Annotated in this window: 17 protein-coding genes; 12 read left to right on the plus strand and 5 right to left on the minus strand. The window is 68.8% G+C overall.

Annotation, left to right across the window (positions count from 1 at the left end; genetic code table 11):
- Positions 1–70: 70 nt before the first annotated feature.
- From NK718_RS16490 to NK718_RS16535, 10 genes are all read left to right on the plus strand, one after another.
- Complete coding sequence (locus NK718_RS16490; RefSeq protein ID WP_254744481.1) at positions 71–2821, plus strand: SH3 domain-containing protein; 2751 nt, start codon at positions 71–73, stop codon at positions 2819–2821.
- 174 nt (positions 2822–2995) lie between these two features.
- Positions 2996–3817 carry a chromate resistance protein ChrB domain-containing protein gene (locus NK718_RS16495; RefSeq protein WP_254744483.1) on the plus strand — a complete coding sequence of 274 codons (822 nt, stop codon included), beginning with the start codon at positions 2996–2998 and terminating at the stop codon, positions 3815–3817.
- A gap of 318 nt (positions 3818–4135) precedes the next feature.
- Positions 4136–5158: an ABC transporter substrate-binding protein gene (locus tag NK718_RS16500; protein ID WP_254744485.1), complete on the plus strand. Its 1023-nt coding sequence runs from the start codon at positions 4136–4138 to the stop codon at positions 5156–5158.
- Between the two features lies 1 nt (position 5159).
- Positions 5160–5993 carry an ABC transporter ATP-binding protein gene (locus tag NK718_RS16505; RefSeq protein ID WP_254744487.1) on the plus strand — a complete coding sequence of 278 codons (834 nt, stop codon included), beginning with the start codon at positions 5160–5162 and terminating at the stop codon, positions 5991–5993.
- Positions 5990–6844, plus strand: coding sequence for an ABC transporter permease (locus NK718_RS16510; protein ID WP_254744489.1), 855 nt, complete (start codon positions 5990–5992; stop codon positions 6842–6844). Before NK718_RS16505 ends, NK718_RS16510 begins: the two co-directional genes overlap by 4 nt.
- Positions 6845–6874: 30 nt before the next feature.
- Positions 6875–8227: an FAD-dependent oxidoreductase gene (locus tag NK718_RS16515; protein WP_254744491.1), complete on the plus strand. Its 1353-nt coding sequence runs from the start codon at positions 6875–6877 to the stop codon at positions 8225–8227.
- Entirely contained in the window at positions 8224–9390 is a 1167-nt protein-coding gene (locus tag NK718_RS16520; RefSeq protein WP_371877310.1) for a CaiB/BaiF CoA transferase family protein, read from the plus strand. The genes NK718_RS16515 and NK718_RS16520 overlap by 4 nt, the downstream gene beginning before the upstream one ends.
- Positions 9390–10166, plus strand: coding sequence for an enoyl-CoA hydratase-related protein (locus NK718_RS16525; RefSeq protein ID WP_254744493.1), 777 nt, complete (start codon positions 9390–9392; stop codon positions 10164–10166). Before NK718_RS16520 ends, NK718_RS16525 begins: the two co-directional genes overlap by 1 nt.
- A 3-nt stretch (positions 10167–10169) precedes the next feature.
- Complete coding sequence (gene fdxA, locus NK718_RS16530; RefSeq protein ID WP_254744496.1) at positions 10170–10508, plus strand: ferredoxin; 339 nt, start codon at positions 10170–10172, stop codon at positions 10506–10508.
- Position 10509: 1 nt separating this feature from the next.
- Positions 10510–11442 carry a LysR family transcriptional regulator gene (locus tag NK718_RS16535; RefSeq protein ID WP_254744498.1) on the plus strand — a complete coding sequence of 311 codons (933 nt, stop codon included), beginning with the start codon at positions 10510–10512 and terminating at the stop codon, positions 11440–11442.
- A 390-nt stretch (positions 11443–11832) separates the two neighbouring features.
- Here the strand turns inward: NK718_RS16535 and sorB are convergent, their stop codons facing one another.
- Complete coding sequence (sorB, locus tag NK718_RS16540) at positions 11833–12141, minus strand: SorB family sulfite dehydrogenase c-type cytochrome subunit (protein WP_254744500.1); 309 nt, start codon at positions 12139–12141, stop codon at positions 11833–11835.
- A gap of 10 nt (positions 12142–12151) precedes the next feature.
- Positions 12152–13360 (minus strand): SorA family sulfite dehydrogenase catalytic subunit, encoded by a 1209-nt coding sequence (gene sorA / locus NK718_RS16545; RefSeq protein WP_254744502.1) that lies wholly within the window; start codon positions 13358–13360, stop codon positions 12152–12154.
- 95 nt (positions 13361–13455) lie between these two features.
- On the opposite strand from sorA, the gene NK718_RS16550 reads away from it, so the two are divergent.
- Positions 13456–13785, plus strand: a complete 330-nt coding sequence (locus tag NK718_RS16550) for an ArsR/SmtB family transcription factor (RefSeq protein ID WP_254744504.1) — start codon at positions 13456–13458, stop codon at positions 13783–13785.
- Positions 13786–13958: 173 nt separating this feature from the next.
- Positions 13959–15668 carry a SulP family inorganic anion transporter gene (locus NK718_RS16555; protein ID WP_254744534.1) on the plus strand — a complete coding sequence of 570 codons (1710 nt, stop codon included), beginning with the start codon at positions 13959–13961 and terminating at the stop codon, positions 15666–15668.
- A gap of 18 nt (positions 15669–15686) precedes the next feature.
- Here NK718_RS16555 and NK718_RS16560 read toward each other — a convergent pair whose 3' ends face one another.
- The 3 genes from NK718_RS16560 to NK718_RS16570 all read right to left on the minus strand — a co-directional run.
- A complete protein-coding gene (locus tag NK718_RS16560; protein WP_254744507.1) occupies positions 15687–17465 on the minus strand; it encodes an SLC13 family permease in 1779 nt (592 codons plus the stop codon).
- 218 nt (positions 17466–17683) lie between these two features.
- Entirely contained in the window at positions 17684–17902 is a 219-nt protein-coding gene (locus NK718_RS16565) for a hypothetical protein (protein WP_254744509.1), read from the minus strand.
- A 102-nt stretch (positions 17903–18004) separates the two neighbouring features.
- A partial coding sequence (locus tag NK718_RS16570; RefSeq protein WP_254744511.1) for a hypothetical protein occupies positions 18005–18509 on the minus strand: 505 nt, incomplete at its 5' end.

Genomic DNA, 18509 nt, shown 5'->3' on the forward strand with positions numbered 1-18509 from the left:
CCTTCCCGTCCGGCACGGACCACGAAGGTGGGCGTGCATCGGACTCCGGGCGATGCTTGGAGGCTTGAGCATGACGTCGATCGCGGTTCGCCTTCTGCTGACCGGGGCGCTCCTGTTCGGGGCATCGGCGGCGGTCCTCGCCGCCCCGGGCGTAACCACCACATCCGTCAACATGCGGTCCGGGCCGGGCACCAACTTCTCCAGCGTTAGGGTGCTGCCCGCGGAGACCTCGCTCGACATCGGCGACTGCGACGCCAGCGCGGCGTGGTGCGCGGTCACGGTGAAGGGGACGCGCGGCTTCGTCAGCGGGCGCTATCTCCAGCGCAGCGACGAGGCGGATAGCTGGCCCCGCGCCTTCGACGTGGGCAAGGGACGGATCGTGCTGTACCAGCCCCAGTTCACCGACTGGCCGGACTACAAGGCGATCGACGCGCTCGTCGCCGCGGCCTATCAGCGGACGCCGGACGCCAGGCCGATCTTCGGCGTCATCGGACTGCGGGGGGCGACGGCGCTGGACGACGAAGCCGGCAAGGTCGTCATCTCCAACATCGTCGTCACATCGCTGAACTTCACGGGTCTCGACCGGGCCGAACTGGCGGCGCTGGCCCTCGACACCGGCAAGCTGCTGCCGACCGCCCCGATCTCGATATCCGAGGAGCGCGTGGTGGCCAGCCTCGCCGGCCAGAAGCGCCTGAACGACGTGTCCGGGCTGAAGGCCGATCCGCCGCCCATCTTCGTGTCGAAGACCCCCGCGATCCTGCTGCAGACCAATGGCCCCGCGGCCTTCGCGCCGGTGAAGGGACAGGACGGCGTCTCCTTCGTCGTCAATACGAACTGGGATGTGTTCAGGATCGATGCCGGCGGGGCATTCTACCTGAGGGACAACACGCACTGGTTGACCGCGCCCGCGCTGCAGGGGCCGTGGACTCCGGCAACCCAGCTGCCGCCCGCCATCGCCTCGCTGCCCGCCGACGGGGACTGGGCGGACGCACGCGCCGCCATGCCTCCCGCTCCTTATCCGGCCGGCGCGCTCCCGCGCGTGGTGCTCTCGGACAGGCCTGCGGAGCTGATCCAGTTCGCCGGCGAGCCGGAGCTGGAGGACGTGCCCGGCACGGCGCTGAAATGGGCGTCGAATTCCGAGACCGACATCTTCTTCGAAACGACGTTGCGCCAGTGGTACGTGCTGCTCTCGGGCCGGTGGTTCCGCGCCGCCTCGCTCGACGGGCCGTGGACGTTCGCCACGCCCGACCTTCCCGCGGACTTCCGGAACATCCCCGACGACGCGCCCTATTACGCCGTGCGCGCCTCGATCCCGGGCACGCCGGAAAGCGCCGAAGCGCGCCTGCGGGCGAGCATCCCCGTGATGGCTCGCGTCCAGCAAGGCTCCATCACGCCGACGCTCGCCTATGCCGGGCCGCCGCAATTCGCGCCGGTGGACGGCACGAGCATCGCGTACGCCGTCAACACCGAAGCCACGGTGCTGAAGGTGGGCGAGCGCTACTTCCTGTTGCAGGACGGGGTTTGGTTCGTCTCCGACAAACCCGAGGGCCCCTGGACGCTGGCACGAGACGTGCCCCCGGAGGTCTATCAAATTCCGGCGTCGTCGCCGCTCCACAACGTCACCTATGTCCGCGTCTACGAGACGGAGGACGATGCGGTCTGGTACGGCTACACATCCGGCTATCTCTGGGGCCTTCTGGCGTGGGACACGCTCGTCTACGGGAGCGGGTGGTGGTACCCGCCCTATTGGTGGGAGTGGAACGGCGGACCGCCGATCTATTATCCGCCCCCGGTGACCTGGGGGCAGTCGGCCTACTACAACCCCGCGCGCGGGACCTTCGGGCGCTACGGCTACGCATACGGTCCCTATCGCGGCATCGCGGGCGGACGTTTCTGGAACCCGCGCACCGGCACGTATGCGCGGGCGGGCGCGGCCTGGGGTCCGAACGGCGCGGCCGGGTTTGTCGGAGCCTACAATCCGCGCACCGGGAGCGGGGGCTATGTCGCCGGCGGCAGCAACGTCTACGGGTCGTGGAAGTCGGCCGGCGTGAAGCGCGGCGACGAGTGGGCGCGCATCACAGGCGGCTCCAACGCCGCCGGCGGCTCGACCATCCGCTGGAACTCGTCGAACGGCAGCGGCTTCATCCATGAAGGCCGGCGCGGCGACATTTATGCGGGCCATGACGGCAAGATCTACCGCAACACCGGCGACGGCTGGCAAACCTGGGACGGCGGCTGGCAGGACGTCAGGCCGCCGGAGCGCGGCGAACTGATCCAGCGCGGCGAGGGCATTCGCGACCTGTCGCCGGAAGCGCGCGAGCGGCTGCGCGAGCAGGTGGGCGGGGCGGGCGCGGCCGGCGCGGCGGGCGCCGCCATCGCGCGCGACCTCGGGCAGCGTCTGCCAGACAAGGCGCAGGGGCCCATCGGGGCCGGCAGCCCGACGCAGCGGCCGGCCGAAAGGGCGCGCGAGCGCGCCCAGGCTTCCCAGCGCCCTTCCGCGCAGCGCGTCCAGCCAAGTCGCCAGGCGCCAGACAACCTCGCCCGGGACGCCCAGGCCCGCCAGCTCGGCAACCAGCGCACCCTGTCGTCGGCGCAGATGGGGCGAGCCTCGCCATCGCCCTTCATCTCGTCGGGGCCCACCACCATCAACTCACCCAGCTTCAGCAGCTCGGGGCTCTATGGCGGGTATGGCGGCGGATACGGCGGCGGATATTCGGGCGGTGGCCGCTACGGCGGAGGCGGGTCATTCGGCGGAGGGGGGTCGTTCGGCGGCGGCCGCGGCAGCTTCGGCGGCGGCGGAAGAGGCGGCGGTCGCCGGTGAGGGCGCGGGCGTAGCCATCGGACATCGCCAGAGCGGGCGCTCAGCATTGTCACAGCTGACCTTGACAAGCCCCGATGGCGGGGCGAGCGTAGCCGCCTGGGGGTTGCGATCCCCTCACGAGGTTCCGGCCGAAGCATCGCGTCCAGGTTCGCTTTTTCAAGCCGGGGACGCGCCATGCCATCCATCAACTCCATCTCCATCGAGAAGCTTGCCCGTCTGGTTGGCACGCCGGCCTGCCCGGCGATCGTCGACGTGCGCACGGACGAGGATTTCGAGGCCGATCCTCGCCTCGTCCCGGGATCCGCCCGCCGCTCGCACCGCGATGTCGCCGCCTGGGCGGGCGAATACGCCGGCCGGTCCGTGGTGGTCGTGTGCCAACAAGGGCTCAAGCTGAGCCACGGCGTCGCGGCCTGGCTTCGCCACGCGGGCGCCGCGTCGGCCGAAAGCCTCGAGGGCGGGTTCGAAGCGTGGGCGCAGGCCGGACTGCCGTCGGTGGTCGTGGCGAAGCTTCCCCCGCGCGACCCGCACGGGCGGACGCTGTGGGTTACCCGCGAGCGTCCCAAGATCGACCGGATCGCCTGCCCGTGGCTGATCCGGCGCTTCGTCGACCCGGAAGCCGTGTTCCTTTACGTGAAGGCCTCCGAGGTCGCCGGCGTCGCAAGCCGCTTCGAGGCCACGCCGTTCGACGTCGACGAGGTGTTCTGGAGCCATCGCGGGGAGCTGTGCACCTTCGACGTCATGGTCGAGGAATTCGGGCTTGCCAGCCCGGCCCTGTCGCACCTCGCCCGCATCGTGCGCGCGGCCGACACCGGCCGGCTCGATCTGGAGCCCCAGGCCGGCGAGCTCCTGGCCGCGTCGCTCGGCCTGTCGCGCATGTACTCCGACGACATCGCCCAGCTCGATGCGGGCATGGTGCTCTACGACGCGTTCTACCGCTGGTGCCGGGACGCCACGGAGGAAACCCATAACTGGCCCGCAAAGCAGCCGGGTGCGTGACGGCCGGGACTGGACGTGGCCGCGCCCGCCTGCGGGGGCGGCCGAGATCATCGTGCTGAAGCCGCCGACGGAGTGACCAGGCAGCGGCGACGCGATTCAGGCCCTTGATCCGGCGGCAGTGCCGCATTCTTGGCCGCCGGCCGCGCAGCGACGCGGCAACCTGCCCGCTTCCGGTGCGCGTTCTCATTTCGGCAACGAGCGACCCGAAAAACGGTGCTATGGGGCGCGCCCCGCCCATGATCTAATTTCCGCTCGACACGTGAGTGGCGGCTGCGGATCGTCCCGGTCGCAGGTCGTGCAGCGCGGAAGGGGAGCGTCATGACACGGATCGATCGCAGGACATTGCTGAAGACGGCAACGGCGGCCGGGGCGGCCGCGACGGGCGGGTTGCTCAGTATCGACGCGATGGCCCAGGGCAAGCCCGTCGTGAACCTCCAGTTGGGCTGGCTGCTGTCCGGCAACCAGATCGGCGAGGTCTGCGCCAAGGCGATGGGCTTCTACGACCAGGAAGGCATCGAGCTTCGATTCCAGGCGGGCGGACCGAACATCGACGGCGTCGCCGTCGTCGCGGCGGGCCGCTTCGAGGTCGGACAGGTGTCGTCGAGCCCGTCGCTGATGCTGGCGGCGTCGCAGGACATCCCCGTGGTGTGCTTCGCGACCGGCGCGCAGGAGCATCCCTATACGTTCTTCTCGCTCAAGAAGAACCCGGTGCGCGAGCCCAAGGATTTCGTGGGCAAGAAGGTCGGCATCCAGGCGACGGGCGTGATCCTGCTCCGGGCGCTGCTGGCCAAGAACAAGATCCCGGAGAAGGACGTCACGATCGTCACGATCGGCGCGGACATGGCGCCGCTGATGACCGGGCAGGTCGACGTCGTCACCGGCTGGCTGACCAACACCACGGCTCTCGCCGTGCTCGGCGACCAGCGCGTCGACATGCGGCTGTGGGACACCGGCGTGAAGCTCTACGCGCTGCCCTACTACGCCACGGCGACCACCATCAAGACCAAGGCGGACGTGCTCGCCAAGTTCCTCACCGCGACGGGCAAAGGCTGGGCCTATGCGGCCGCCAACCGCGACAAGGCGGTGGAATATCTCGTCAAGGAGTTCCCCAACCTCGTCGCCAAGGACGAGCGCGACGCCCTCGACGTGATGGTCAAGTACGCCTTCTCCGCCAAGACGGCGCAGGAAGGCTGGGGCACGATGGACCCCGCGATCTGGCAGGACCAGATCAACCTCTACGCCCAACTCGACCAGTTCTCGAAGCGCACGCCGAAGCTCGAAGAGGTGATGACGCTCGAGATCCTGAAGATGACGGCCGGCAGCCGTCCGAAGGTCGGCTGAGATGTCGCTCCAGGGCCAGGCTCCGGCGCGGCTGTCCACTCCGCCGCCCCTCGCCGAGGGCGGGCCGGGGACGGCGCTGGCGTGCCACAACGTCACCGTCCGTTTTGTGACGGACAGGCGCACCGTGACGGCCCTGGAGAACGTCTCGTTCACGGTGGAGCAGGGCGGCTTCATGAGCCTGCTCGGCCCCTCCGGCTGCGGGAAGAGCACCTTGCTGCGCGTCGTCGCGGACCTGATCGCCCCGACGACGGGCAGTGTCTCGGTGCTGGGCATGACGCCCGAGGAGGCGCGCCGTCGCCGCTCGCTGGGCTTCGTGTTCCAGGATGCCGCCCTGCTGCCCTGGCGCACGGCGCTGCAGAACGTGCAACTGCCGCTCGAGGTGGGCGGCGCGCGCGGCCTGCCCCCAGGCGCCCCGACCCCCAGCGAACTTCTCAAGCTGGTCGGGCTGGAGGGCTGGGAGAACAGCTTCCCGCACGAATTGTCGGGCGGCATGCGGCAGCGCGTGTCGATCGCGCGCGCGCTGCTCGGCGGCCCGCGGCTGCTGCTGATGGACGAGCCGTTCGGCGCGCTCGACGAGATCACGCGCGACCGCCTGAACGAAGAACTACGGCGCATATGGGCCGAAACGGGCACGACGATCATGTTCGTCACGCACTCGGTCTACGAGGCGATGTTCCTCGGCGAGCAGGTCCTCGTGCTGGCCGCCAATCCCGGCCGGGTGAGCGAACTGGTCGACATCGACCTGCCGCGCGACCGGACGCTGCGCATCCGCGAGACGGAGCCGTTCATCCGCATCGCCGCCCATCTTCGCGATTGCCTGGGGAGGGGCGCATGACCACCCTGACCGAACGCGACGCCGGACCCGGGGCCATGGCCGGCCTCGATGCGATCGCCATGGCCGAGGCCGCATTTGCCCGACGGAAAGCCCGCGAGGCATGGCGTCGCAGGCTGCTCCCCGCTGCTGGCGTGCTGGCGACGCTCGCGCTGTGGGCGGGGCTCGTCTACGTCTACAAGGTGCCCCCCTTCATCGCGCCGTCGCCGGTGCTGGTCGCCGCGACGCTCGTCCAGAAGTTCGGGCTGCTGATGACGAACCTCGCGCCCACCGCGGTCGAGGCCGTCGCCGGCTTCCTGCTCGGCAACGTCACGGCCATTCTCATCGCCACCGCGTTCGTCCACAAGAAGGTGCTGGAAGAGGCATTCTTCCCCATCGTGGTCATCGTCAACACGATCCCCGTCGTGGCGAAGGCCCCGATTCTCGTGCTGCTGCTGGGCAACGGGCTCGAGCCGAAGATCGCCATCGCGGCGCTGATCTGCTTCTTCCCCACGCTCGTGAACATGGTGCGCGGCCTGGAGTCGGTGAACCCGCAGGCCATGGAACTCATGCGCGTGCTGTCAGCCTCCAAGACGGAAGTGTTCTTCAAGCTGCGCCTGTTCAACTCGCTGCCCTATCTCTTCTCCGCACTGAAAATCTCCGCGTCCACGTCCGTCATCGGGGCGATCGTCGCGGAATGGATCGGTTCGACGACGGGCATCGGCGCGCTGATCATCCAGGCCACCTACGCCTTCGATTCCGCGCTGCTCTACGCGACCGTCATCGTGGGCTCGGCCTTCTCCATGCTGTTCTTCCTGGTCATCTCCATGGGGGAACGCCTCGTGGTGCGCTGGCAGGCCCCGGTGGGCCACTGAGCCATCCAGAACCCATTCTCCGGAGGACGCATGACCTCTCCCGATCGCATCGAAGAAAAGCCGGGTTCCGCGCGCGTCGCCGCCCGCACTGACGTCGTCGTGGTCGGCGGCGGACCCGCCGGTTTCGCGGCCGCGCTGGCGGCGCGTCGCGAGGGCTGCTCGGTGACGCTCGTCGAGCGTTATCCCTACCTCGGGGGCCTCGCCTCGGGCGGCATGGTGCTCGTGCTCGACGACATGCACAACGGCCAGGAGATCACCGTGCAGGGCGTCTGCATGGAGATGATCGAGCGCATGGCCAAGGTCGGCGCTGCCGTGTTTCCTCCACCGGAAGATCGCCGGCAGGGGTGGGATGTCTATCGTCGCTGGGCGCGCTGGGGCGCGTTCGATTTCCGCGCGCAGAGCAAGCCCCAGCCCATCGTCATGGCCGCCGCCTTCGACCCGGACGGCTGGAAGCGCGTCTCCAACGAGATGATCGCCGAAGCCGGCGTGAACGTTCGTCTCCACTCGTGGTTCTCCAAGGCCATCGTGCGGGACGGGCGGATCGTCGGCGTGATCTGCGAGACGAAGGCGGGGCGCGAGGCGATCCTCGGCGATGTCGTGATCGACACGACGGGCGATCTCGACGTTGCGGCAGCCGCCGGAGCGAAATTCAACGAGGGCAAGTACATCGTGACGACGGTGTTCCGCCTGGGCGGCGTGGAGACCGACGAGGTCGAGCGCTTCCAGGAGGCCGATCCCGACGCCTATGCCCGGATCGACCGCGCGGCCAAGCGCGTCATGGGCGGATCGTGGGACTTCTGGTGGCTGAAGACGCCGCTGCCCGGCGTCGTGTGGTGCAACTGCCCTCACATGACTGGGTTCGACGCCCTCAAGGTTGAGGACCTCACCCGCGCCGATTTCGAGGGGCGCAAGCGCATCTACGCGCTTGTCGATTTCGTGCGCGCCAACATGCCTGGCTTCGCGAAGGCGTTCGTCGTCGACGTCGCGCCGCAGCTGGGAGTGCGCACCACCCGCCTGCTCGAGGGCGAGTATGTCGTCACCAAGGACGACGTGATGGACCGCGTCCACTTCGCCGACACGGTGGCGCGCGGCCGCGACTACTACACGCCCTATCGCTCGATGCTGCCGCGCGAGGTGGACGGGCTCATCGTCGCCGGGCGGCATTACTCCGCTACCGAGGCGGCCCAGAAAATGTCGCGGGAGATTCCTCCTTGCATGTCGATGGGCCAGTCCGCCGGCGTGGCGGCCGCGCTGGCCGTAAAGAGCGGCATTCCCGTGAGGCAAGTCGATCCCGCCGCCATTTGCGCCCGTGTCCGCGCGCAGGGCGGCGACCCCGGCGACGCGCCTTCAGCCAACGCCAAGATCATGGAGACCGCCGCGTGAACGCAGCTGCCGAACTCCCGCTCGCCGGGGTCAAGATTGTCGATTTCACCCAGGTCATGATGGGTCCGGTGGCGACGCAGGTGCTGGCCGACTTTGGCGCGGACGTGATCAAGGTCGAGCGCCCGCCGAGCGGCGACCTGTCGCGGACCTCGTTTCCGAACGATCCGGCCGGCTTGACCGGCCCCGTCTACTGCTCGCTCAACAGGAACAAACGCTCGATCGTGCTCGACCTGCGCCGCGACGAGGACCGGCAGGCGGTGCTGCGGCTGCTCGACGAGGCGGACGTCGTCGTCAACAATTTCCGCGCGGGCGTGATGGAGAGGATGGGCTTTGGCTGGGACGTTCTGAAAGCGCGCAATCCGCGGCTCATCTACGCCGTCGGCACCGGCTTCGGACTGAGCGGCCCCTACGCGCACAAGGGCGGCCAGGACGTGCTGGCGCAGGCCTTGTCCGGCGTGATGGCGCGCAAGTCCAACGACAGCCACCCGCTGTCGATCTACTCGACCACCTTCGCCGATTATTCGGCCGGCATGCACCTCGTCCAGGGCGTCCTGCTCGCCCTCATCCAGCGGGGCAAGACCGGTCGGGGCCAGCGCGTGAGCGTGTCGCTCTACGATTCGATGCTCGCCGCGCAGACGCAGGAAGCTGCCGCCCACATGATGCGCGGGCGCGAGGTGAACTGGGGCGCGATGCCGCTGACGGGCGTGTTCGAGACGACCGACGGAGCGCTGGTGCTGGTGGGGGCGTTCAAGGCCCATCCGCTGCGCGATATCGGCGTCGCTCTCGGCCTGCCGGACATCCACGACGACCCGCGCTTCATCGGCCATGAGATGCAGGTGCAGAACAAGGCCGCGCTGCAGGCGATCTTCCGGGAGCGCTTCGGCACGAACACGACGGCCTACTGGCTCGCGAAGCTGGAGGAGCAGGACCTGCTCTGCGCGCCGGTGCGGACCCTGGGCGAGGCGCTTGAGGACGAGCAGACGCGCGTCAACGGGATGATCCTCGAGACGACGAACCGGATCGAGACGGTGCGGGTGGTCGGCTCGCCCGTCCACCTGGACGACGCGCCCGTCACGATCCGCATTCCGCCGGCGGAACTCGGCCAGCACACCGCCGAGGTGCTGGCGGAATTCGGCGTGTCTCGGGGGGACAAGGTGGCGTGATGACGATCGAGTACGCAGTCAGGGACCACGTCGCGCGGGTCACGATCAACCGGCCGGACGTGCTCAACGCCATTGATGCCGAAGCCGAGAAGGCCCTTCAAGGGATCTGGGAGCGGATCGAGGCCGACCGCGACGTGCGCGCCGTGGTGCTGACCGGCGCCGGCGACCGCGCGTTCTGCGCCGGCGCCGACATGAAGGGCGGCAGCGGGGCGAGCGGCCTGGAATACTGGGCGATGCCGCGTCCAGGGGGCTTCGGCGGAATCGCGCTGCGCGAGACACTGGACGTTCCCGTGATCGCGCGGGTCAACGGTCACGCGCTGGGCGGCGGTTTCGAGATGGTGCTGGGCTGCGACATCGTCATCGCGTCCGAGACGGCGACCTTCGGCCTGCCCGAGGCGCGCGTTGGCCGGATGCCGCTCGACGGCGGCATGACCCTGCTTCAGCGCCAGGCGCCCTTCAAGCTGGCGATGGGCGTGCTGCTGACCGGCCGGCGCATCAAGGCTGCGGAAGCGCAGGCCATGGGGATCGTCAACGAGGTCGCTCCGACGGGAGGGCTCGACGACGCTGTCGAGAGATGGCTGGCCGACATCCTGGCCTGCGCGCCGCTGTCCGTGCGCGCCATCAAGCAGGTGGTGCGGCGCACCGCCCATCTCACCGCCGCCGAGGCGCAGGCCATGCGGCTGCCCGCGCTGGTGGAAGCGCTTCAGTCCGACGACGCGGAGGAGGGGGTGCGCGCCTTCGTCGAGAAGCGCAAGCCCGTCTGGAAGGGACGCTGACGCGTGACCTACGTCATCACGGACGCCTGCATCGACGTCAAGGACAAGGCGTGCCTGCAGGCCTGCCCCGTCGATTGCATCTACGAGGGGGGCCGGACGCTCTACATCCATCCGGACGAGTGCATCGACTGCGGCCTGTGCGAGACGGTTTGCCCGGTCGCCGCCATCCACGCCGACGACCGCCTGCCGCAAGACCTCGAGCCCTGGCTGGCGATCAACCGCGATTTCTTCGGACCGCAGGTGACGGGCTGGGGCAACCCGGGCGGCGCGGACGCCCGCCACACGACGGACGCCGACCATCCGGTCGTTGCGTCATGGCCGCCCCGGCCCGCCGGGGTCTGAAATGCTGCACGCCGCCGCGCTGACCTATTTTCGCGAGGTGGCGCGCGCCCGCTCCATTCGCCGCGCGGCGGCCTCGCTCAACGTCGCGGCGAGCGCCTTGAACCGGCAGATCCTGAAGCTGGAAGCGGATTTCGGAACGCCGCTGTTCGACCGTCTCCCGGGCGGGATGCGCCTCACGACCGCCGGCGAGTTGCTGCTGCGGCACGTCAGCGAAACGCTTCACGACTTCGACCGCATCCGCGCGGAGATCGACGATCTCAAGCTCGCCCGCTCCGGCCATGTCAGCATCGCGGCGGTGGACTCGCTCCTGGTCGACTTCCTGCCCCGCGCCATAGACCGCTTCCGCGCCGATTTCCCGGCGGTGAACTACACCGTGACCGCCGTCGGCCCGACCGACGTGGTCCAGATGGTGGCTGCGGGCGAGGTCGATTTCGGCTTCACTTTCGTCAGCGGGACGCCGGCCTCCGTCCGCTTCCTGGCCGAGGTGCCGGCGCCCATCGGCGCCGTGATGCGGGCCGACCACCCGCTCGCGTCGCGGCTCGTCGTCAGCCTCGAGGAGGCCTCCTCGTATCCCCTGCTGACGCAGACGGGCCCGCTGCCGCGGGCCTCCGAGGTGGACCCGGCCTTCGCGGCCTTCAAGGACGCGCTGACGCCACGGCTCATGTCCAATTCAATCCAGATGCTGAAGCTCGCGATCATGCTCAACATGGGCGTCGCGTTCTTCACCCGGCTCGGATTTCTCAGCGAAATCGAGGCGGGAACCGTCGCCTGGCGGCCGATGGCTTCTCCCGGAATCAACAAGCTGCGGCTGGGCCTGCTCGCGCCGTCCGCCCGCGCGATGAGCCCGCCCGCCGAACAACTGGCGCGACGCCTGGCGGACGGCCTCAGCCGCCTGGGAAACGAGGGCGCCGGCTACATGTCCGGCTCCTTCTGACCATCGTGACGCCGCGCCGGCGCGCGGTTGGCTGCTCGTTGGTCTGTTTCCATGGAAAAAAACAGTCAAAGGGCAGCTACATGCAACTGCGGCGTGCGAGGGCTTCCGGATGTCCTGTCCGGTTAAGGCGCTCGGGTCGCTCCGCGGTCTCGTCACGCCATGAACGCGACTAATGGGCCTATAGTGTCTCAGCGCCGGCGACTTGGCTTGCCTCGCCATCCAACTCAAAGCGTCGACGCCATATAAGAAATTTTATAGCAGTAATCGTCGCCGCGCTCTGCCCAACGCCTGCCCGTGTTGGCCCGTGTCGAGCACGTCTTTGCTCGTCATCGCTCGCCTTTGCTCGCCCTTTGCTTGTCGCCTCGCGTCGACCTCGCGAGGCGGTCCGCGTCAGTAGGCGGCGGCGAGATAGTCGGCGATGACCTTTGCGTCGTCGTCGCTGATCGGCGCCTTGTAGGTCTTGATCATCTTGACGACCTCGGCCTCCCAGAACGGCTTGCCCTTCTTGGGTGGCTGCATGGCCATGTAGTCGGCCGAGTGGCAGGCCAGGCAGTTGTTCTGGGCCGTGTCCAGGCCCGGTCCCGGCCGCAGCTGCGCGGTCTCGGCGGGAAGTTCGTAGCTGACGGGCTTCGCGAGGGCGAAGCCGACCGCGGCGAAGGTGAGGGCGGCGACGGCCGCGAACGTGAATGTCTGGCGCATCGGAAACCTCTCAGGCCGCGAGGACGCGAACACGTTCGACCACGTTGCGCATGTAGCCGGCGGGGTTCCACAGCGGCTCCATCGGCTGGGATTGCCCGATCCGGTTGATCGCGCGCACCTTCAGCACATGCTCGCCGGCCGGAAGGCGGACCTGCGTCCGCCACTCGCGGAAGGAATAGCGTCCGAGGTCTTCGCCGAGCCTGGCGCTTGTCCAGCTCGCGCCGTCGTCCGTCGACACCGCGACGTCCGCGATGCCGAAGCCGCCGTCGAAGGCGATGCCCTTGAGCATGACGTCCGAGCCGGCGCGCAGGCTCGCCCCGTCCGCCACGTTGGTGATGAAGGAGCGCACGTCGAAGCGCTGGATGGGCGTCGTCCTGGCGGGGGCCTTGCCGGGCTCGACGCAGGCGCAGGCATTGTCCGGGATGCGGTAGGCCGTCTGCATCCAGAAGCCGTCGTAGACGGTGTCGATCACCTGGATCTCATTGAGGTGCTTGACCCAGTAGGTGCCGTAATGTCCGGGCACGACGAGGCGCAGCGGAAAGCCGTTCAGGAAGGGCAGGTCCTCGCCGTTCATCGCATAGGCCACCATGACCTCGCCGTCGCGGGCATGGTCGATGTCGAGCGCTTTCACGAAGTCCGGGGTGGCCGGGAGCACGGGGCCGTCGAGCCCGTTGAACGTGACCTGCTTCGCCGAGGCCTGCACGCCGGCCAGGTCGAGGATCGCCTTGAGCGGCACGCCGCGCCAGCGCGCGTTGCCCATCGCGCCATTGGCGAGTTGCCCGCCCGCGACCCGCGGCTCGAAGAACCCCCGGCTGTTCCCCGAGCACTGGTTGACCGCCACGATCTCGACCGGCTCCATCGCCTTAAGGTCGGCGACCGACAGCGAGAGCGCCTTGCCGACCTTCCCCGTGACCGTCACCCGGAACGTCTCGGGGTCGATGCTCTGCGGGATATCGGCGAGGTGGTAGCGGACGAAGAACGCGTCGTTGGGCGTGATCGCGCCCTCGTCGAACACCGAGAACGGCGTTTCGAGTTGCGGCGGGCGCGCGGTCATCTGAAGGAGCGGGCGCTTCTGGGGATATTTCACCAGCGGCCGTTCGCCGGCGCCGAATGGCAGCGTCATGCTGTCCGCCGCATGTGCCAGGGAGGCGCCCCATTGAGCGGCTCCCAGTGCTGTGGCGCCCAGACCGATGCGATGCAGAAACTGCCGCCGATCCATCCTCGACTCCTCCCTGACGAACGCCTGTATCCGGCGCCTTGTGAAGAATATTAGATTTAGCTAAAGAAACGCGGCGAGATCAAGGAAAGTTTCCGATGGCGGCGGAGAAGCTGGATCTGGAGACGTTCGAGCGGCAGGCGAAAGCCGTCTCTGGCCTGCTGCGCGCGTTGGCGAACGAGCGGCGCCTGATGATCCTGTGCAAGCTCGTCGAACGCAAGGAAGCCAATGTCGGCATGCTCTCGCAAGCCGTCGGGTTGTCGCAGTCGGCGCTGTCGCAGCATCTGGCGAAAATGCGGGACGAGGGGCTCGTGAGCTTCCGCCGGGACGGTCAAACCGTCTGGTATCGGATCGCCGACGAGCGGACCGAGCGACTGTTCGACGTCCTGTACCGCCTTTACTGCGTGAACGCCGGCTCGCCCGATTGACGTGACCGGAGGCGCGAAGCATGGCCGCCCTGCCCACGGCGCGCTGAACAGGGCTCCCCGCCTGAGCCGACCCGCCGCCGACAACGCCGTCGCGCCGCGCCGTAGCGCGGCGTAAACTGCGCGGACGCCGATCCGGCGCGCGAGGGAGGGACGGCGTGGCGGGCAGATCGTGGATGCGATGGACGCCCGGCATCACCGTCCTGCGCGAGTACCGGCTCGAGTGGCTGCGGCACGACGTCGTCGCCGGGCTGGTCCTCGCCACCATGCTCGTGCCGGTGGGGATCGCCTATGCGGTGGCCTCTGGCCTGCCGGGAATCTACGGCCTCTACGCCACCATCGTGCCGCTCATCGCCTACGCGGTTTTCGGGCCGAGCCGCATCATGGTGCTCGGCCCTGACTCCTCGCTCGCTCCGATCATCCTCGGCGTCATCGTGGGGCTGTCGGCCGGCGACCCGGCGCGGGCCGTCGCCATCGCGGGCGCGATGGCGATCGTGTCGGGGCTCGTCTGCATCGTCGCCGGCCTCGCGCGGCTCGGCTTCGTCACCGAGCTCCTGTCGAAGCCGATCCGCTACGGCTACATGAACGGCATCGCGCTGACCGTCATCGTCAGCCAGCTGCCCAAGCTGCTCGGGTTCTCCATCGAGAGCGACGGCCCCTTGCGGAACGTCTGGTCCATCGGCGAGGCGATCCTGACGGGCCAGACCAACTGGACCGCCTGCGCGGTCGGCCTCGCGACGCTCGCGACGATCCTGCTGCTGAAGGGCCATCCGCGTGTGCCGGGCATCCTTGTCGCCGTCATCGGCGCCACGCTCGTCGTCTGGCTCTTCGATCTCGCCGCCCGGGCAGGCGTCGCAATCCTCGGCCCCCTGCCGCAGGGGCTGCCGCGCTTCGCCGTTCCGTGGATCGGCTTCGAGGACGCCGTCACCATCGTGACGGGCGGGCTGGCGGTCGCCATCGTGTCGTTCGCCGACACCAGCGTCCTGTCGCGCGTCTACGCCGCCCGCACGCGCAGCCCCGTCGATGCCAACCAGGAGATGGTGGGCCTCGGCGCGGCCAACCTCGCGGCCGGCTTCTTCCAGGGCTTTCCGATCAGCAGCAGCTCGTCGCGAACGCCGGTCGCCGAGGCGTCGGGCGCGCGCACGCAGCTCACCGGCGTGGTTGGGGCGGTCGCTGTCGCCCTGCTGCTCCTCGCCGCGCCGGATCTGCTCGCGCACCTGCCGTCCTCGGCGCTCGCGGCGGTCGTGATCGCGGCGGCGATCGGGCTGATCGAGGTGGAGGACCTGCGCCGCATCCACCGCATCCAGCGCTGGGAGTTCTGGCTGTCGATCGTGTGCCTCGTCGGCGTCGCCGCGCTCGGCGTCATCCCGGGCATCGGCCTCGCCATCGTGATTGCCGTCATCGAATTCCTGTGGGACGGCTGGCGTCCGCACTCGGCCATTCTCGGCCGCGCCGACGGCGTGAAGGGCTATCACGACATCACCCGCTATCCGCAGGCGCGGCAGGTTCCGGGCCTCGTGCTGTTTCGGTGGGACGCGCCGCTGTTCTTCGCCAATGCCGAGTTCTTTCGGGAGCGAGCGCTGGAAGCCGTCGACCGCGCCCCGGGCGAGATCCGATGGCTCGTGGTCGCGGCGGAGCCGGTGACCAGCGTCGACGTGACGGCGGCCGACGTGCTCCTGGATCTCGAAAACGTGCTGCGGGGCCGGGGCGTGGAACTGCACTTCGCCGAGCTGAAGGACCCGGTCAAGGACAAGCTGCGCCGCTTCGGCATCCTGGCCCAGTTCGGCGAGGACTCGTTTTTCCCAACCATCGGCGCCGCCGTGAGCGGGTATCTGGCGAAGCATCGTGTCGCGTGGGTCGATTGGGAAGACCGGCCTCCGGATTGACCACGCAGGGCCTCGCGCCTATCGCAGCGGCCAGACGAGCATCACCATCGGCACACCGACGAGGACGACCATCAGCGACAGCGGCAGCCCCAGTCGCCAGTAGTCGCCGAAGCGGTAGCCGCCCGGCCCCATGACCAGCGTGTTGCACTGGTGGCCGATGGGCGTGAGGAAATCGCACGCCGCGCCGATGGCGACCGCCATCAGGAACGCGTCCGGCCGCAGCCCGAGGTCTCTCGCGAAGCTCGCCGCGATGGGGGCCATGACCAGCACGGTCGCCGCATTGTTGAGGAACGGCGTCACCGCCATCGCCGCCAGCATCACCAGCGCGACCATGCCGGCCGGCGGCAGGCTCGCGCCGACATGCGACAGCCAGACGCCGACCAGCTCGGTCGCGCCGGTGGAACGCAGCGCGTCGCTGACCGGGATCAGCGCCCCCAGCATGATGAGGATCGGCCACTCGATGGCGGCGTAGGCGTCGCGCAGCGGCAGCGCCCCCACCGCCACCATCGCCGCCGCCGCGCCGAAGAACCCGATCGCCACGGGCGTCACGCCGAAGGCCGTCAGCGTCATCGCCGCGGCCAGGATGAACAGGGTGACGAAGCCGCGCCGGACCTGCCCGAGGCGCAGGCGACGTTCCGCCAGCGGAAGGCAGCCCAGCGCCTTCAGCGTGTCGGGCAGTCGGGTGAGATTGCCCTGCAGAACCACGATGTCGCCGGTCTGCAGCGTGATGCTGCGCAGCCTCTCGGTGAAGCGCTGGCCGGAGCGGCTGACCGCGATGAGGTTGACGCCGAAGCGCCGGAACAGTTCGGCGCGCTGCGCCGACTGACCGCCCAGCGCCGAATCCGGGCCGACGATGGCCTCGACGACGCCGATCTCGTCGGTCGCCTCGGCGGTGTCGGGCGTGTTGTCCTCGCGCGTCAGCTTCAGGTCGGCGCGCGCGATCAGGCGTTCGAGGGCCGAGGGGTCGCCCTCCACAACCAGCGTGTCGTGTTCCCGCAGTTGCATGTCGGGGAGGGGGGAACTGCGCCGGTCCGCCCCACGGATCACCGTCGTCACCGTCACCTCGCCATCGGCGAAACGGTGGACGTCGGCGATCGAGGCGCCCACCAGCACGGAGCCGGGCGTCACGTGCGCTTCCGTCGTGTAATCCTTGATATCCAGCGCCGCATCGAGCGTCGCCATGCCCTTGCGGCCCTGGGGAATGAGGCGGTGGCCGAGCATCAGGACCACCATGCCGGAGGCGGCGATCACCACCCCGACCGGCGCGAAGTCGAACATGCCGAAGGGCTCGCCCGTCAGTTCGCCCCGCACCCGCGCCACGATGATGTTGGGCGAGGTGCCGACGAGCGTCATCAGCCCGCCGAGCAGCGCGCCAAACGACATCGGCATCAGCGTCGCCGAGGGGGAGGTATTGGCGCGGCGCGCCATCTGGAACGCGACCGGGATCAGCATGGCCAGCGCGCCGATGTTCTTCACGAAGGCGGACAGCAGCGTCACCGCGCCGGCGAGCACGGCGACCTGGCCGGTGACGGAGCGGATGCGCGGGGCGAGGGCCTGGAGGGCCACCTCCATCACGCCGGACCGCGCGACCGCGGCGCTGACCACCAGCGCGCTGCCCACGATGATGACGATGTCGTCGCTGAACCCCTGGAACGCCTTGTCGGGCGGTACGATCCCGACGCCCACCGAGACGAGCAGCGCGAGCGTCGCCACCATGTCGTAGCGCAGCCGCCCCCACACGAACAAACCCATCGTGCCGGCGAGGACGGCGAAGGCGAGCGCTTGCGGCGTTGTCATGGGAGGCTCCGGGGGAGGGCTCCCGACAACGCACGAAGCCGAGTTTCGTCGCGGCCTATCCGGAGGGCAAAACACGCGACGAATGCCGAACCGAACGGCCCGACGGCGCGCGTCCGTTCAGATCCCGAACGCCGAGCCGTCCGGCCGCGAGTCATCGAGGGGCGATCCGGAATCGGTCTTCGTCGCGCGACAGGTGAGGCGACCCCTCCGCGAACGGGTCAGAACACCGAAGGGGGAAGCGCCGGGTGCGGCGGCCGCGAGGCCTCGCGGCCGCACTGCGCCACCTTGTCCCAGCTGCGCTGGACACGGAGTCGGGCGGCCGTCTCGGTCCAGAGGGCGCGGGCGTCATCCGCGCACACGTGGTCGCTGCTCATGAGGAGCTGGATCAGGGGGTCGGACAGCATGTCCTCGAGCCCCGGGTCTCGCATGGTCTGCATGGCGCGCTCTCCCTGGTTGCGCGTACCACGTTGGACGCCAGATGCGGATCTTTCCGCTTCGCTCTCCTTGCAAACGCCTGCGCGAGGACTTCACGCGCCCCGCTACCGCCGCCGCTTATCCAAAAGGCTAACCGAAAAATCCTGCTTGCGCGAGGCAAAAACGACACAGAGAGGCGAATCGTCAGTTGGTCTTTTTCGTTGCAGCGCAACAGAAACGGCCGAACAGGGCGCGATTTCAGGAGCTTGCCGCGGCGCGGCAAGTCGGCCCGTCAATCTGAAAAAACAGTTCGGGCGCGCATGGCTGGCATCCGCGGAAAGATGAAGCGAGTTCGAAAAACCCGTTTGACAGGGTCGGTGGGTATCCCTATAAACCGGCTCACGAACGGCGGGCCACTTGCTGGCGCGCTGATGAGGCATCTTCGCTGTGAGCTGATTGGCCGCCAGGCCGCCAGGTCTGGAGCGGATTTGTTTTGTCGGCGGACGTCGTGATGCATCTTGTGATGCTGCTCTTTGACAACTGAATCGGAAGAAAGAGAAACGCGGACGGCGGAGTCCTTGCGCGGTTCGGGTTGGCTTCGGCTGGCCCGGATCGATGAAGACTTCGACT

Source organism: Alsobacter ponti (genome assembly GCF_024294805.1).
GTDB classification, from domain to species: Bacteria; Pseudomonadota; Alphaproteobacteria; order Rhizobiales; family Beijerinckiaceae; genus Alsobacter; species Alsobacter ponti.